General features: G+C 69.0%; 14 protein-coding genes. 8 read left to right on the plus strand and 6 right to left on the minus strand.

The window, feature by feature from the left end; all coding sequences use genetic code 11:
• Positions 1-106: 106 nt before the first annotated feature.
• The 3 genes from ACW9PK_RS03880 to ACW9PK_RS03890 form a co-directional block, all read right to left on the minus strand.
• The gene (locus tag ACW9PK_RS03880; protein ID WP_064845580.1) at positions 107-319 is read right to left on the minus strand and encodes a DUF2087 domain-containing protein; all 213 of its coding nucleotides are present in this window, start codon (positions 317-319) and stop codon (positions 107-109) included.
• Between the two features lie 168 nt (positions 320-487).
• Complete coding sequence (locus tag ACW9PK_RS03885; protein WP_457016616.1) at positions 488-1,951, minus strand: hypothetical protein; 1,464 nt, start codon at positions 1,949-1,951, stop codon at positions 488-490.
• A gap of 236 nt (positions 1,952-2,187) precedes the next feature.
• A complete protein-coding gene (locus ACW9PK_RS03890) occupies positions 2,188-3,027 on the minus strand; it encodes an arylamine N-acetyltransferase family protein (protein WP_457016618.1) in 840 nt (279 codons plus the stop codon).
• A 129-nt stretch (positions 3,028-3,156) separates the two neighbouring features.
• On the opposite strand from ACW9PK_RS03890, the gene ACW9PK_RS03895 reads away from it, so the two are divergent.
• Together ACW9PK_RS03895 and ACW9PK_RS03900 are read left to right on the plus strand one after the other, a co-directional pair.
• Positions 3,157-3,900 carry a hypothetical protein gene (locus ACW9PK_RS03895; protein WP_368844637.1) on the plus strand — a complete coding sequence of 248 codons (744 nt, stop codon included), beginning with the start codon at positions 3,157-3,159 and terminating at the stop codon, positions 3,898-3,900.
• A gap of 88 nt (positions 3,901-3,988) precedes the next feature.
• The gene (locus tag ACW9PK_RS03900; protein WP_368844638.1) at positions 3,989-5,128 is read left to right on the plus strand and encodes a trans-acting enoyl reductase family protein; all 1,140 of its coding nucleotides are present in this window, start codon (positions 3,989-3,991) and stop codon (positions 5,126-5,128) included.
• Here ACW9PK_RS03900 and ACW9PK_RS03905 read toward each other — a convergent pair.
• Both ACW9PK_RS03905 and ACW9PK_RS03910 read right to left on the minus strand, forming a co-directional pair.
• Entirely contained in the window at positions 5,106-6,236 is a 1,131-nt protein-coding gene (locus ACW9PK_RS03905; RefSeq protein ID WP_144998483.1) for a DUF808 domain-containing protein, read from the minus strand. The genes ACW9PK_RS03900 and ACW9PK_RS03905 overlap by 23 nt on opposite strands.
• Before the next feature lie 129 nt (positions 6,237-6,365).
• Positions 6,366-6,836: a MarR family winged helix-turn-helix transcriptional regulator gene (locus tag ACW9PK_RS03910; protein ID WP_368844639.1), complete on the minus strand. Its 471-nt coding sequence runs from the start codon at positions 6,834-6,836 to the stop codon at positions 6,366-6,368.
• A gap of 295 nt (positions 6,837-7,131) precedes the next feature.
• Between ACW9PK_RS03910 and ACW9PK_RS03915 the strand changes: the two genes are divergently transcribed.
• From ACW9PK_RS03915 to ACW9PK_RS03925, 3 genes are read left to right on the plus strand one after another with little or no spacing between them, the layout of a single operon-like run.
• The gene (locus tag ACW9PK_RS03915) at positions 7,132-7,644 is read left to right on the plus strand and encodes a carboxymuconolactone decarboxylase family protein (protein WP_206479094.1); all 513 of its coding nucleotides are present in this window, start codon (positions 7,132-7,134) and stop codon (positions 7,642-7,644) included.
• On the plus strand, positions 7,641-8,651 hold the full coding sequence (locus ACW9PK_RS03920) for a pirin family protein (protein WP_457016622.1): 1,011 nt from the start codon (positions 7,641-7,643) through the stop codon (positions 8,649-8,651). The genes ACW9PK_RS03915 and ACW9PK_RS03920 overlap by 4 nt, the downstream gene beginning before the upstream one ends.
• 29 nt (positions 8,652-8,680) lie before the next feature.
• Positions 8,681-9,028, plus strand: a complete 348-nt coding sequence (locus ACW9PK_RS03925) for a GNAT family N-acetyltransferase (protein ID WP_206479861.1) — start codon at positions 8,681-8,683, stop codon at positions 9,026-9,028.
• A gap of 33 nt (positions 9,029-9,061) precedes the next feature.
• On the opposite strand, the gene ACW9PK_RS03930 is transcribed toward ACW9PK_RS03925, so the two are convergent.
• On the minus strand, positions 9,062-9,667 hold the full coding sequence (locus ACW9PK_RS03930) for a class I SAM-dependent methyltransferase (protein ID WP_167318892.1): 606 nt from the start codon (positions 9,665-9,667) through the stop codon (positions 9,062-9,064).
• A 120-nt stretch (positions 9,668-9,787) separates the two neighbouring features.
• Here ACW9PK_RS03930 and ACW9PK_RS03935 point away from each other — a divergent pair, with 120 nt between their 5' ends.
• The 3 genes from ACW9PK_RS03935 (at position 9,788) to ACW9PK_RS03945 (ending at position 12,531) form a co-directional block, all read left to right on the plus strand.
• Positions 9,788-11,119: a DUF2254 domain-containing protein gene (locus ACW9PK_RS03935; protein WP_457016625.1), complete on the plus strand. Its 1,332-nt coding sequence runs from the start codon at positions 9,788-9,790 to the stop codon at positions 11,117-11,119.
• 167 nt (positions 11,120-11,286) lie between these two features.
• A complete protein-coding gene (locus tag ACW9PK_RS03940) occupies positions 11,287-11,898 on the plus strand; it encodes a hypothetical protein (protein ID WP_457016627.1) in 612 nt (203 codons plus the stop codon).
• 330 nt (positions 11,899-12,228) lie between these two features.
• On the plus strand, positions 12,229-12,531 hold the full coding sequence (locus ACW9PK_RS03945) for an urease subunit gamma (RefSeq protein WP_035964916.1): 303 nt from the start codon (positions 12,229-12,231) through the stop codon (positions 12,529-12,531).

Here is a 12,531-nt window from a genome sequence, read left to right on the forward strand (position 1 = left end):
TATCCGGCGCTCCCCACCGGACGGCTCCGTAGAACCGAAGCCGACGGAGGCCGCGGGAACCCTCCGTATCGATGGTGCGGCCGGCCCCTCGCGCCGCGGCCCCCGCTCAATCCTCGGTCAGTTCGTACCGGGTCCCGTCCGGGGCGCGCCTGAGCACTCCCATGTCCACGGCGTGCCGGCGGAAGAACGCGACGTCGAGCACGAACATCCGCAGCCGCTCGTTGAGCGCGGACTCCGCGACGGCTTCCCCGGGGCGCACGACCCGCCGGGCCACCGCGGCCACGACGTCGTCGACCCAGCGCACGGGCAGGCCCGGCACGCTGCGGATCAGATCCGCGCGCTGGCCGAGAAACTGCAGGCGCCGGTCGTGTCCCTGCGCGGGGGCCGGGGCATCACGCCCTCGTCCGGACCATGGACGCAACACCCCGGGTGGCACGCCCCGGACGCACGGTGGTTGCCGTGCGTCCGGGGCACCGGTCGGGTACCGCTACCCCCGACTCACCGTGACCTTGCCGGTGGAGCGGTGCCACGTGGCCACCACACCGCGGGAAAAGCGCTGGGCCATACCGCCGGAGACGGCGTACTCGTCGGTCGCGGGGTACCCCCACGCGTGTTCGTGCCCGGCCTTCTGCCAGGCCGTACCGATCCCGCCGCTGAGCTTGATCACGCGGGTGCCCGTGGCCGGGGAGTACATGGCGCGGTAGCGGGCGTTGCCGTTGCGGAAGTCCTGGTAGGCGCCGCCGGGGATCTTGCGCTCCGCCATTACGGGATAGCCCCACCCGCGCTCCAGACCGGCAGCCTTGTAGGCGTTACCGATGCCGGTCCCCCACTTCACGGGGTGGGCGCCGGTCGCGGGGCTCCAGTAATACGTGTAGTTCTTCGTGAAGCCCTGGTAGACCCCGCCCGCGCGGCCCGTGGGCTTCTCCGCCGACGTCGGTTGCCCATATGTCCCCATCCCGCCCGTGGCGACGTAGTCGGTCCGGATGGCCCCGCGCAGCCAGGACGTCTGAGGGGTGCCCAGTGTGGCGGTCTGGCCCGTCGTCGCCGGCGCGGGCGGCAGCGTGGCCAAGCCCTGGGCGATCAGGCCCACGATGTCGTAGTCGTCGTGGTTGTAGCCCTGCAGGGTCTTGAGGGAGGTGCGGGTGAACCCGTCCGCCCGGAACCGCTTCATGCCCTGGGTTGCGGCGGCGGACGCGGACCACGTGGGCGGGTTGGTGCTGCCGGCCACGTCCTTGGTCCCCGCGTGCCACGTGATCGGGAGGGAGCGCACCGCGGCACTCGGCGCGGTCTGCATGCCGCTGGCACCGCCGCCGCCGATGATTGTCGCACCGCCGCCACGGATCCAGTTCTGCCGATCGGCCAGCAGCTCGTACGTGATGAACTCCGCGCCACCCGAGTAGCCGGCGAGCCACACGCGGGAGGTGTCCAGGTCGTAGGTCTTCACGAGGCTGTCCTTGAGCGCGCGAAAGTAGTCGCCGTTGCCGTCCGCGTCCTCCCACCACGTGATGCCGTTGGGCTTAAGCTTGTGGTCCGGGGAGATGGGGACCACCAGGATCATGTTCTTCTTGCGGGCCTGAGCGGCCAGTGCTGTGAGCGCGGTCCCTTGGGGGCTGTGCACCCAGGTCTCGCCGGGGTTGTCGTAGTCGCCGCCCAGGTAGAACAGCACACCCACGGCCTTCGAACGGTCGATGCCGTTCGTGTAGATGTGGTAGCTCGAGTTCTTGCCCGCGGCCTTGAAGGGTTTGTGATGGGCGGTCGCGGGAAGGGCGGGGGCCTGAGCCGCGAGCACGGGCGCCTCGGGAACCCGCGGCGCGGTCCGGACCGCGGGAGCGGCCACTGCGGGAGCGGCGTTCGCCGGGGCCAGGAATGACGGGGAGAGCGCCAACGGGGACAGCGCCGTGACCACGGCGAGGGCCGCCGCGGGCACCACGGAGGAACGGAAGAAACGCATGGGGGGCTGCTTTCTACATGGGGGGGTATTCAGTTGTGGCCCGCCCGGTCAGCTCATTCCGGGCGCAGCACTGGCCGAGCATCGGGGGAAATGCTCAGCCAGGTGAAGATCATGCCATCGGCGTGATGGAATTTTGCGAACGCGAAGCCCGTGCCGCGTTAATTTCTGGTGTCCCGGCCGCTCGCAGCCGTCGCCCCCCCACGACTGGCCGCCTGCGGCCGCCGATCCCGCCCCGATCAGCCCCTCATCCGGGTCACGACGTCGGTGAGCTGCGCGTCTTCCTCCTCGGTGATCCGCACGCCCAGATCCCGGACCTCGGTCACGATCTCCGGGGCCGTCAGTTCCCGCTGCCGGGTCGGCCGCCCAGGGGTGCGCACGGTGGTGCCGTGTTCGGTCACGGTCACGTGGCCCCGCGGGGTGTGCTTCATGACCATGAGGTGATGGCGGAATATGGACTCCGCACCGGTCGAGGTCTGCAGGTGGCCCATCCGCACGTCCGCGGGGTGGATGGTGGACTCGTCCAGCACGTGTTCCATGTCCCCGTCCCGCTCGAACGACCACACGGGCCAGCCCTCGTCCGTGACCCGCCCGATCGAGAAGGTGCGGTTCCCCTCCACGCGGCGAGCGCCGTCGTGCAACGGGATGGGACCTGTGATGCTGAAACCGAAGCCGGGATCGCACAGGTAGCGTGTGCCGGCGAGGTCCACGAGCACGGTCATGTGGGTGCGGGGGCTGTCGAACGAACGCACGCGGCCCAGGGCGCGGCGCACGGTGAAGCCCAGCGTTTCCAGAACGGCCGCGAACAACTGCGAGTGCTCGAAGCAGTATCCGCCGCGGCGGCGTCGGACGAGTTGGTCCTGCGCGGTCGCCAATTCCACCCCGGGATGCCGTCCGAGCAGCACCTCCACGTTGCTGAACGGGAACGTGAAAACATGGGCGCGGTGCAGCCGTTCGAGCAGGCCCAGGTCCCGCGGGGCGGCGGCGAGCTGTGGGGCGTCGACGTCCAATGCCGCGAGGTAGCCGGGGACGTCCACGTCCTCGATCCGCCACGGGGACGCGGGGCGTTCGTTCATCATGACCTCCGGTGGCACGGGAGCGGGCCGGTACGCGGGGCGCGGCAAGGTTGACCCGGCATCATGGTGACACACGACCGCACCCCGACAAGGACCCGTCATGCATCCGCACACCACGTCCCCGTCCCCCTCATGAGCCGCGCTCCGGGACGCGCCGTCGGCTGGACGTTGGGTCTGCTCGTGGTGCTGGCCCTCGTGGTGGGTGCCGTGTGGGCCGGTTCGGGACCGCTGCGTTCGCTCGTGTCGAGTGCCCCTCCCGCACTGGGCAGGGCGGAATGCACGGTGACCACGCAGGACGGGGACGTCCCTCTGACCCGCGAGGAGGCCAAGGCCGCGACCACCGCCGTCGTGCGCGGTGCGGACGCCTCCGCGGTACCCGGCGTGGAGCCGACTGTCATGGAGCGTCTCACGCACGGCCCGCCCGACGACGCCGGGCCCAGCCTGCGCTGCCGCGGGCACAGCAGCGAGGGACTCCAGGCGCAGGAGATCACCCCCTCCGGGCTGACGCCCCGGGCCGAAGCGGTCCGGGACGCGATGATCGAGGTCTTCGGCCCCCTGAGCCTCGGCGGTTACGCCCCGGGCGGTGTGGGCCACGGACATGGCGAGAATTCCACGCACTACGACGGGCGCGCCGTCGACGTGTTCTTCCGCCCCGTGACGGAGGAGAACCGCCGGCAGGGGTGGCAGCTCGCGCACTGGCTCGTGGCCCACGCCGAGGACCTGGACGTCCAGTACGTGATCTTCGACGACATGGTCTGGGGTTCGCGCTCCCCCGCCGGGCGCTGGCACCCCTACAACGCGCCGCCGCCCGCGAACGAGATCCTGCGCCACCTGGACCACGTGCACGTGGACGTGGTGCGCGGAGAGCCCGCGTAGTCGTCGCGCACTCCGGCCCGATCCCGTAACGTGACGAACCAGCCCGCACGGCACCCGTTGCGGTCCGTCTCAGCGCAGGAGGACACCCATGAACGCTCACGTGGTGGTTTTCGGAGCCACCGGATACACCGGCCGCCTGGTGGTCGAGTCCCTCGTGGAACGGGGAGTGCGCCCCGTCCTCGCCGGGCGCCGCGAACGGCCCCTGAACCAGCTGGCCTGCACGCTGGGCGGCCTGGACGTGCGGACCGCGGACCTGGCTGAGCCCGATTCCGTCCGCGCGCTGGTCTCCGAGGGGGACGTCCTGGTCACCACCGTGGGTCCCTTCGAGCGACTCGGGGACGTGGCCGCGGACGCCGCCGCGTCGCAGGGTGCCCACTACCTGGACTCGACGGGTGAGGTGGGCTTCGTGCGTCGACTCCAGAAGCGCTATCCCGCCGCCGCGTCCGACGACGCCGCTGCGCCGGGTGATGCGCCCCGCGGCACCATGCTGCCCGCATTCGGTTACGACTACGTGCCCGGGATCCTCGCGGGATCCCTGGCTCTGGAACGCGCCGGGGACCGCGCCGAGACCCTGCGGGTGGGCTACTTCGCCCCCGGGGCGGGCCCTACCGGGTTGAGCGGCGGGACCATGACCACCATGCTCGAAGAGCTGAGCAAACCGTTCCTGGTGTGGCGTGATCACCGGTGGCAGAAGCCGGGGCGGATACCGCGGCAACACACGTTCACGGTAGACGGGGCGAAGCGCAATGCGGTGATGGTCCCCGGGAGCGAGATCGTGTTCCTGCCGGAGGCGTTCCCGGAGGTTGCGAACATCGAGGTGTTCAACGGGTGGTTCTCCGCGCCGGGGCCAGTCATGAAGGCTGCGCTGCCCGTGATGGCCGTGGCCGGTTCCTCGTCCCTGGCCCGCAAGGCGCTCGGCAAGGGCATCACCGCCCTGACCGGGTCCGAGGGCGGGCCGAGCGCGAGTGAGCGGGCGAAGTCGTCCTCCCTGGCCATAGCAATGGTCACCGACTCCCGGGGCGAGACCGTGTCCGAGGTCCATGTGGCGGGTCCCAACGTCTACACGCTAACGGGTCACCTCTTGGCGGCCGGGGCGGAGCACGTGCTCAAGGACCGTTCACGGGCGCGCGGGGTGGTGGGCCCGCTGCAGGCCTTCGGCATGGAAGGCCTCGTGGAGCTGTGCGCTTCGGCGGGGTTGCGGGAGGTCAGCCCCGGGGCGGCTCGCTGACCGCGGTCGAGCCGCCTTCCACGTGAGGATCTGCCGATGACGACGCCCCGGTCGCCGAGACCCCGGACGACGGCGCTCCGCGCACCGCGGCGACGTTCCCCCGGTGGGTAGACACGGCGTCGTCGGCATCCGAGGACTCACGGCCGGCGGCATCGGAGGAGTGAACGTCGTCGTCGCCGTGCTTCTTGCCGAAGGGCAGTACGTGGACGATGCCCACGATGATGGAACCCCACACGATGCCCAGCACCAGGGCACAGAACGTCTCCACGAGCCACGCGAGCGCGGGGCCCACCCCGGCCACGTGGTGCACGGACTCGCCCAGGTGGTGGACCCAGTCGTACACGGGGGTGAACCCGAGGTCGGCCATGCCCACCAGGATGATGTGCCCGCCCACCCACAGCATGGCGAAGACACCCACGATCGAGATCACGGACAGCACCGTGGGCATGGCCTTGACCAGGCCCCGGCCGAACTTCTGGGCGCCCTCGGAGTCCTTCTGGGCCAGGGCCAGGCCGATGTCGTCCATCTTCACGATCAGGGCCACGACGCCGTAGACGAGCACCGTGATGAAGATCGCCACCACGATCAGGATGAGCGTGCGGGTCAGGAACGGCTCGTGGGAGACCTCATTGAGCGCGATCACCATGATCTCCGCGCTGAGGATCAGGTCCGTGCGGATCGCCCCGGAGGTGATCTTCTTCTCTGCCTCCGGACCGCGGTCCGCGGCGGGTTCGTTGGGGGCGTGCTCCTGGTGGGACAGGTGCTCGATCACTTTTTCCGCGCCCTCGAAGCACAGGTACGTGCCGCCCAGCATCAGCAGCGGCGTGAGCAACCACGGCGCGAACTGGCTCAGGATCAGGGCCACCGGCAGGATGATCAGCAGCTTGTTGCGCAGGGAGCCGATCGTGATCTTCTTGATGATCGGTAGTTCCCGCTTGGGGTTAACACCCTGCACGAATCGCGGGGCCACCGCGGTGTCGTCGACGACGACGCCCGCGGCCTTGGCGCTCGCACGCCCCGCCGCCCCGGCGACGTCGTCCACACTCGCGGCGGTCAGCTTGGCGAGTGCCGCGATGTCATCCAGCAGCGCAGCCAGTCCAGCGGCCATCAGGCTCCCTCAATCCTTGTGCTCAGCCATCTCGATTAAGGACAAGCGTAAAGGGTGCCGCGGCCGGCGCGAACCACGAGCGGCATCGGCCCCTGTCCGAGGTGGTTCGCGCCTCGGTCGCCGAGACCGCTACGCACGGTCGAGGCCGCTGCGGTGCAGATCGGCCATCGCCTGTGCGACCACGACGGCGCGTTCGGGGCCCAGGACGTCCACGAACGTGGCCGTCATTGTCTCGGCCACGAGATCACGGACCTTCCCTGCCGTGGTGCGGCCTTCGGCGGTGAGCTCGAGGTAGACGACGCGCCGGTCCTCGGGACACGGGGCACGCCGGACCAGGCCGCGCTTGGTGAGCCGGTCCGCAACCTTGGTGAAACCGCCGGTGCTGAAGGCCACCTGACGGGCCAATTCGGCCATGGGCATGCGCTGGTGCGGGGTGCGCGTCAGACGCAGCAACGCCTCGGCCTCCGCGGCGTTCAACGCATGGGCCGCGGCCACCTCTCGGTGCAGGTTCTTGTTGGCGCTCTGGAACCCCTCGATCACCTGGCCCCACAGGGTCACGGGGTCCACCGCCTGGGCAGCGGTGTCGGTGTGCGCGGTCATGATCTCCCCTTTCAAGCCCTTAGAACTCGTTGAGCTGAGGGATGATTTTACCTCGCCTCAAAAACATTTGTCTAAGAATCTTCTTGCGCAGCCATCTCCAGCCTCGCACCCTGTCCCGCCCCCTTGAGCGGACCCCGACCGCAAGTTAGCCTTGCGAGGAAGATATTTCTGTTTAAACAAGTTCATCTCCACCCGGACCGCCCCGTCGCATCCCGGACCCGCGCCGGGTGGCCGCGACAGCAGCGTCGTCGACCCCGGCGAATACAGTCGGCGCACGAAACCACGAGGAGCCGCCATGACCGAGCAGGACCGTTTCTTCCTGGACAAGTCCGACCCCTCCAGCTGGCGGGCGGTCAACGCCTTCTCCCGCAAGGTCGGTGCCGCTGCAGAGGATGCGGGCACCCCCGCCTCGGTCGTGGAGCTGGTCAACGTGCGAGTGTCCCAGCTCAACGGGTGCGCGTTCTGCCTGGACCTGCACGTTCGCAAGGCCGAGGCTGCCGGGGTGACCGCGCAGCAACTCGCCGTGCTCCCCGCATGGCGTGACACCGTTCTTTTCAATGCCGTGGAACGGGCCGCCCTGATTATCGCCGAAACGGCCACCCTGCTGCCCGACGAGAACACGCGGCACGCCGAGCAGGCCGCGGCCCGGGAAGCACTGAACGACGAGCAGTACTCCGCCCTGCAGTGGACCGCGATCGCAATCAACGCCTTCAACCGGATCTCCATCCTGTCCGGACACCCCGTCCGTCCCCGTAAGACTGCGTCCGCGCCGGCCGGTGCGACCACGAGCACCGGAGGTGCGCGATGACCAACTTGGAACGCAACCCGCAAGAGGTCCTGTGCACCGAGGCGATCGGTGCCGGGGCGGCCCTGCTGACCCCGCGGGACGTGCCCCTGGGTGGCCCGCGGGCGATGACCGTGCGCCGCACCCTCCCCCAGCGCCATCGCAGTCTCATCGGCGCGTGGTGTTTCCTGGACCACTACGGCCCCGATCCCGTGGCGGACACCGGGGGCATGTCCGTGGCGCGCCACCCGCACACCGGCCTGGCCACGGTGAGCTGGCTGTTCACCGGCGGCATCTCCCACCTGGACTCCGCCGGGTACAGCGCGGACGTGCGCCCCGGGGAGGTCAACCTCATGATCGCCGGGCGCGGGATCTCCCACCAGGAGTTCTCCACCCCGGACACCACCACCCTGCACGGCGTGCAGCTGTGGTACGCCCTGCCGGACGACACCCGTCACATGGCACCGACCTTCGAGCACTACACGCCAGAGCCCGTGAAGAACCACGGCGCCGAGCTGCGGATATTCATCGGTGAGCTGGCCGGATCCACGTCCCCGGTGAACACCTACACACCCCCGCTGGTGGCCGCCGAGATCCTCATGGAGCCGGGAACGGAACTGGACCTGGACCTGGACCCGTCCTTCGAGCACGGGGTCCTGGTGGACACCGGGGACCTGAGCGTGAACTCGGCGCCGATCCCGGAGGACCACCTGGCCTACCTCCCCACGGGGCGGGACAGCGTGGTCCTAACCGCCGGTGAGAAGCCCGTGCGGGCCATGCTCCTGGGCGGGGAGCCCCTGGGGGAGCAGATCGTGATGTGGTGGAATTTCGTGGGCCGCACCCACGAGGAGGTCGTGGCCTACCGTGAGCAGTGGCAGGCCGAGATCGACGCCGAACCGGCCCCCACCCCAGAGTCCGGAACTTACTCGGACGGGACCCCGTGCCCGCGCTTCGGCCCCTTTCCCGACGGTCAGCCCGCGCCACTGCCGGCCCCGACTTTGCCCACCGTCACTTTGCGACCCCGCGGCTGAGCCCGCCCGATCCCACCCAGGAGAGTCCCGTGGAAACCGAATCCGACATCACCGTCCGCCACAACGCCGATGGGCACCGCTACGAACTCCTCGACGGTGACGCGGTCATCGGCGAGGCGCACTACCTGCCGTTCGACGGCGCCGACGAGCCGCAGCGGATCTTCTACCACACGACCGTCGACGACGCTTACAGCGGTCAGGGTCTCGCCTCCAAGCTCGCGCGGGGGGCCTTGGACGGCACCATCGCCGACGGGAAGACCATCGTCCCGGTGTGCCCCTACATCAAATCCTGGCTCGGCAAGCACGACGACTACCAGCCCCACGCCACTGCGGTCCGCCCGACGCACTTGCAGGCGTTGTCGGGGATGAATCGGTAACTTCTATCGGCGCCTCAGCACAGCCACTTCCACTCACCCGTCCGCGGCGCCCAACACGGTCACGAGGAACTCGCTGTCCGGGGACCAGGGGCGTACGTCCCACCCCGCCAGGGTGAGTTGCGGTGTGAGACCCTCCGCAGCGGCGTCGGCGAAGAACTCCTCGGCGGAGTAGCCGCGCCCCGCGCCGAAACCGACCACCGCGCGGCCGTCCTGACCCAGGTGACTGCGGAAGCCGCGCAGCACGTCCCGCCGGGTGTTTTCCGCTAGGAACGTGACCACGTTGCCCGCGCACACGATGGCGTCGAAGGCGTCCCCGAGGTCCATGTCGGCCAGTACGGCGAGATCGGCCACGCGATACTCAGGGCCCGGGTAGTCCTGCCGGGCGGCGTCGATCAACTCGGGATCCACGTCCACCCCGACCACCCGATGCCCGGCCGCGTGTAGGTACCCGGACAGCCGCCCCGCTCCGCACCCGGCATCCAGGATGCGAGCGCCGCGGGGAACCATGGCGTCGATGAGCCGGGCCTCCCCCACGATGTCCTCCCCGCGCGCGGCCATGGTGCGGAACCGTTCGATATACCACTGGGAATGCCCGGGGTTCCGAGCCACCTGGGCAAGCCACTTGTTCTGTTCCGTCATGGGGCCAGGCTATCGAGGTGCCGCCCCCTTGCCCACGCTCCGCGCGCCCGCCTCCGTGAACGGTCTGGGTAGGCTGACGATCGGCAGGCTCGTCGGCGAACAATGCTCGGAGGACAGACAGTGGCTGGACGTGGAGGCGTCTCGTGGCGGCTGCGCCTCGCGGCGCTGCGGTACCGATTCGAGGAGAGCCTGTTCCTCTATCCCGCCATCATCATGCTGGGCGGGATCGTGTTGGCAATCATCGCGACGTCCGTCGATCATGCCCTGGGGTACGACACCCACGTGCCGTTCACGCTGGAGATGAGCAGCAACGCGGCCACGTGGTTGCTGGCCACCGTGGCCGGGGCGATGATCACCACCGTGGGCGTGGTGTTCTCCCTGACCGTGGTCAGCCTGCAGTTGGCCAGCAGCCAGTTCTCACCTCGGGTCATGCGGTCCTTCATCCGGGACCGGCTGAGTCAGCGCGTGATCGGCCTGCTCGTGGCCACCTTCTTCTACTGCGTGCTGGCGCTGCCCAGTGTCAGCGGGGAGACCACGGACCCTGCGCCGAAGGTGTCGCTGACGCTCGCCGTGGTGCTGACGCTGATCACCGTGATCGGCATCATCGTGCACCTGGATCACCTGGCCCACGGGCTCCAGGTGGGCAACGTGGCCCGGGTCATCGCGGACGAGGGAGAGAAGGTGGCCGCCGCACTTGACGAAGTGCCCTCCGGGATGTGTGAGGTCGACCCCCGGGACTTCCACGATGCCCCCGATGACGCCGCAGTCATTCCCGCCACACGCAGCGGATGGATCAGCCAGGTGGACATCCGCCAGCTCCTCGCGGCCGCCTCCCCCGACACCACCGTGCGCATGGACACCCGCGTGGGTGCTTACATCCACGCCGGTGAACCCCTGTTGACGGTGTGGCCCCGCCCCTCGGCCGCCAGCAGGAAGGGTCTCGCCGAGTCGATCGGCGTGTCCGACATGCGCACCACCCTCCAGGACGTCGACTTCTCCATCCGCCAGCTCGTGGACATCGGGCTGCGTGCCCTGAGTCCGGCCGTGAATGACCCCACGACCGCCGTGGAGGTCATCCTGCGGCTGGGGAGTCTGATGCGGACGTTGCTCATCACTCCACTTCCGCCCCCGGCGTTGCAGGACGGATCCCGCCGGGTGCTCGTCCAGCCCTGGAACCTCTCCCATGAGGAATACATCGCCCACGCCTTCGATCAGCTCCGGCAGACGTGCCTCGATCAGCCGGACGTGGCCGCCACCATGTTGCGGGGGCTGCGGATGCTGATCACCCACCTGCGGGACCAGGGGCACCCCGATCTGGTTCCGGCGCTGCAGCGACAGATGCAACTGCTGCTCGACGGGCTCGAAGCGCAGAAGGACATGCACCCCGAGGATCTACGCCACCTCCGCTCCCTGTCCTCCGACCACACGGATCCCGCCGACCACAGTCGGTGACCCGCCCCCGCCGGACGCCGCGCCTCCGGCGCCCTGCGCTTACTCGGGCGTAACATTCGCGTCAGATCACCGCATGTGCGAGTGCAAAGTTATTCTCTCCCTCATCGGCTGTCCCTGAGGACAACCCCGCGGGCTGCGTCCCATGCCCCCCGACCGGAAGGTTCACCATGAAAATCTCGGCTCAACTGCTGGCCGTACCCGTCCTGCTCCTCGGACTCACCGCGTGCGCGGGATCCGGCGACGCACCCGCGAGCGCCCCCACGGCGCCGAGCGTGGAGCCTGCGGTTGCCGAGACCACGCAAGCTCAGCCCACTCCGGGCCTGTCCGAGCGGGGGAACCTGATGAAGCGCGTGGGTGAATCCTCGTCCATCACCATCAACGGCCAGGAGAGCACCCCGGTCGTGAATTTCGTGGTGAACGGGATCGAGGTGGATCCGAAGTGCACCAATCCTTACGCGGAGAAGCCCGAGAACGGACACTTCGTGACCCTCGATGTGTCCGCTGAGACCGGCCCGAGGGAACAGTTCCAAGAGGCCTTCTACGGCACTGATTACATGTTCAATCCGCACGAATGGAAATTCATCACTCCGGCCGGGACCACGGCGAACTCGGTGGCATCAGCCGCGTCCTACATGTGCTTGCCCGATGCAGAGCGGATCCCGGAGATGGGGCCCGCCGAGCGTGCGACCGGCAAGATTGTGTTGGACGTGCCCGCGAAAACGGGAACCCTGGTCTATGCGCCCGGTTTCGTGGACCAGGCCTGGGAGTGGAAGCTGTAGGCTCCATCCTTCGTGGTGCCCGCGCGTAGCGAACGCGCCACGACCACTGCACGACGACGACGCCCGGGTTCCGCACACGAAGCCCGGGCGTCGTCGTACCCGCGGAGCGCACCCAACGCGGCGTCGGGCACTGCGCGGCGTCGTCGACCGGGCCCGACGACCTGTGCCACTCGGGCACCTCCGAGCGCAGGCCCGGACGGCTCCCGGGCACCTCCTAAGAACACGACGGAGCACTACGGGGTGTGTTTTCACACGTCAGGCGTAGCATGCCGATTGTTAGGTAGTCTTCTTTCCCTGCCGGACGTCCTTCTGACCATCCTTGGAGCCGCAATGCACTTGATCCCTCGCGAGCAGGAGAAACTGCAGATCGTCGTCGCCGCGGACCTCGCACGCAGACGCCAGGCCCGGGGCCTGAAGCTCAATTACCCGGAGGCCGTGGCGATCATCAGCTACGAACTGATCGAGGGCGCCCGGGACGGCCGCACGGTGGCGGACCTCATGAGTTGGGGGACCACCATCCTCGGCCGGGATGACGTCATGGAGGGTGTGCCCGAGATGATCTCGGACGTCCAGGTGGAGGCCACCTTCCCGGACGGCACCAAGCTCGTCACCGTCCACACCCCCATCCGATAG

Source organism: Kocuria sp. MNB10 (genome assembly GCF_054073685.1).

What these genes read in the sequence shown, in the direction of transcription:
- ACW9PK_RS03885 (WP_457016616.1), bottom strand. Translation starts at nt 1,951, where the DNA reads ATGCGTTTCTTCCGTTCCTCCGTGGTGCCCGCGGCGGCCCTCGCCGTG.
- ACW9PK_RS03890 (WP_457016618.1), bottom strand. Translation starts at nt 3,027, where the DNA reads ATGATGAACGAACGCCCCGCGTCCCCGTGGCGGATCGAGGACGTGGAC.
- ACW9PK_RS03895 (WP_368844637.1), top strand. Translation starts at nt 3,157, where the DNA reads ATGAGCCGCGCTCCGGGACGCGCCGTCGGCTGGACGTTGGGTCTGCTC.
- ACW9PK_RS03900 (WP_368844638.1), top strand. Translation starts at nt 3,989, where the DNA reads ATGAACGCTCACGTGGTGGTTTTCGGAGCCACCGGATACACCGGCCGC.
- ACW9PK_RS03905 (WP_144998483.1), bottom strand. Translation starts at nt 6,236, where the DNA reads ATGGCCGCTGGACTGGCTGCGCTGCTGGATGACATCGCGGCACTCGCC.
- ACW9PK_RS03910 (WP_368844639.1), bottom strand. Translation starts at nt 6,836, where the DNA reads ATGACCGCGCACACCGACACCGCTGCCCAGGCGGTGGACCCCGTGACC.
- ACW9PK_RS03915 (WP_206479094.1), top strand. Translation starts at nt 7,132, where the DNA reads ATGACCGAGCAGGACCGTTTCTTCCTGGACAAGTCCGACCCCTCCAGC.
- ACW9PK_RS03920 (WP_457016622.1), top strand. Translation starts at nt 7,641, where the DNA reads ATGACCAACTTGGAACGCAACCCGCAAGAGGTCCTGTGCACCGAGGCG.
- ACW9PK_RS03930 (WP_167318892.1), bottom strand. Translation starts at nt 9,667, where the DNA reads ATGACGGAACAGAACAAGTGGCTTGCCCAGGTGGCTCGGAACCCCGGG.
- ACW9PK_RS03940 (WP_457016627.1), top strand. Translation starts at nt 11,287, where the DNA reads ATGAAAATCTCGGCTCAACTGCTGGCCGTACCCGTCCTGCTCCTCGGA.
- ACW9PK_RS03945 (WP_035964916.1), top strand. Translation starts at nt 12,229, where the DNA reads ATGCACTTGATCCCTCGCGAGCAGGAGAAACTGCAGATCGTCGTCGCC.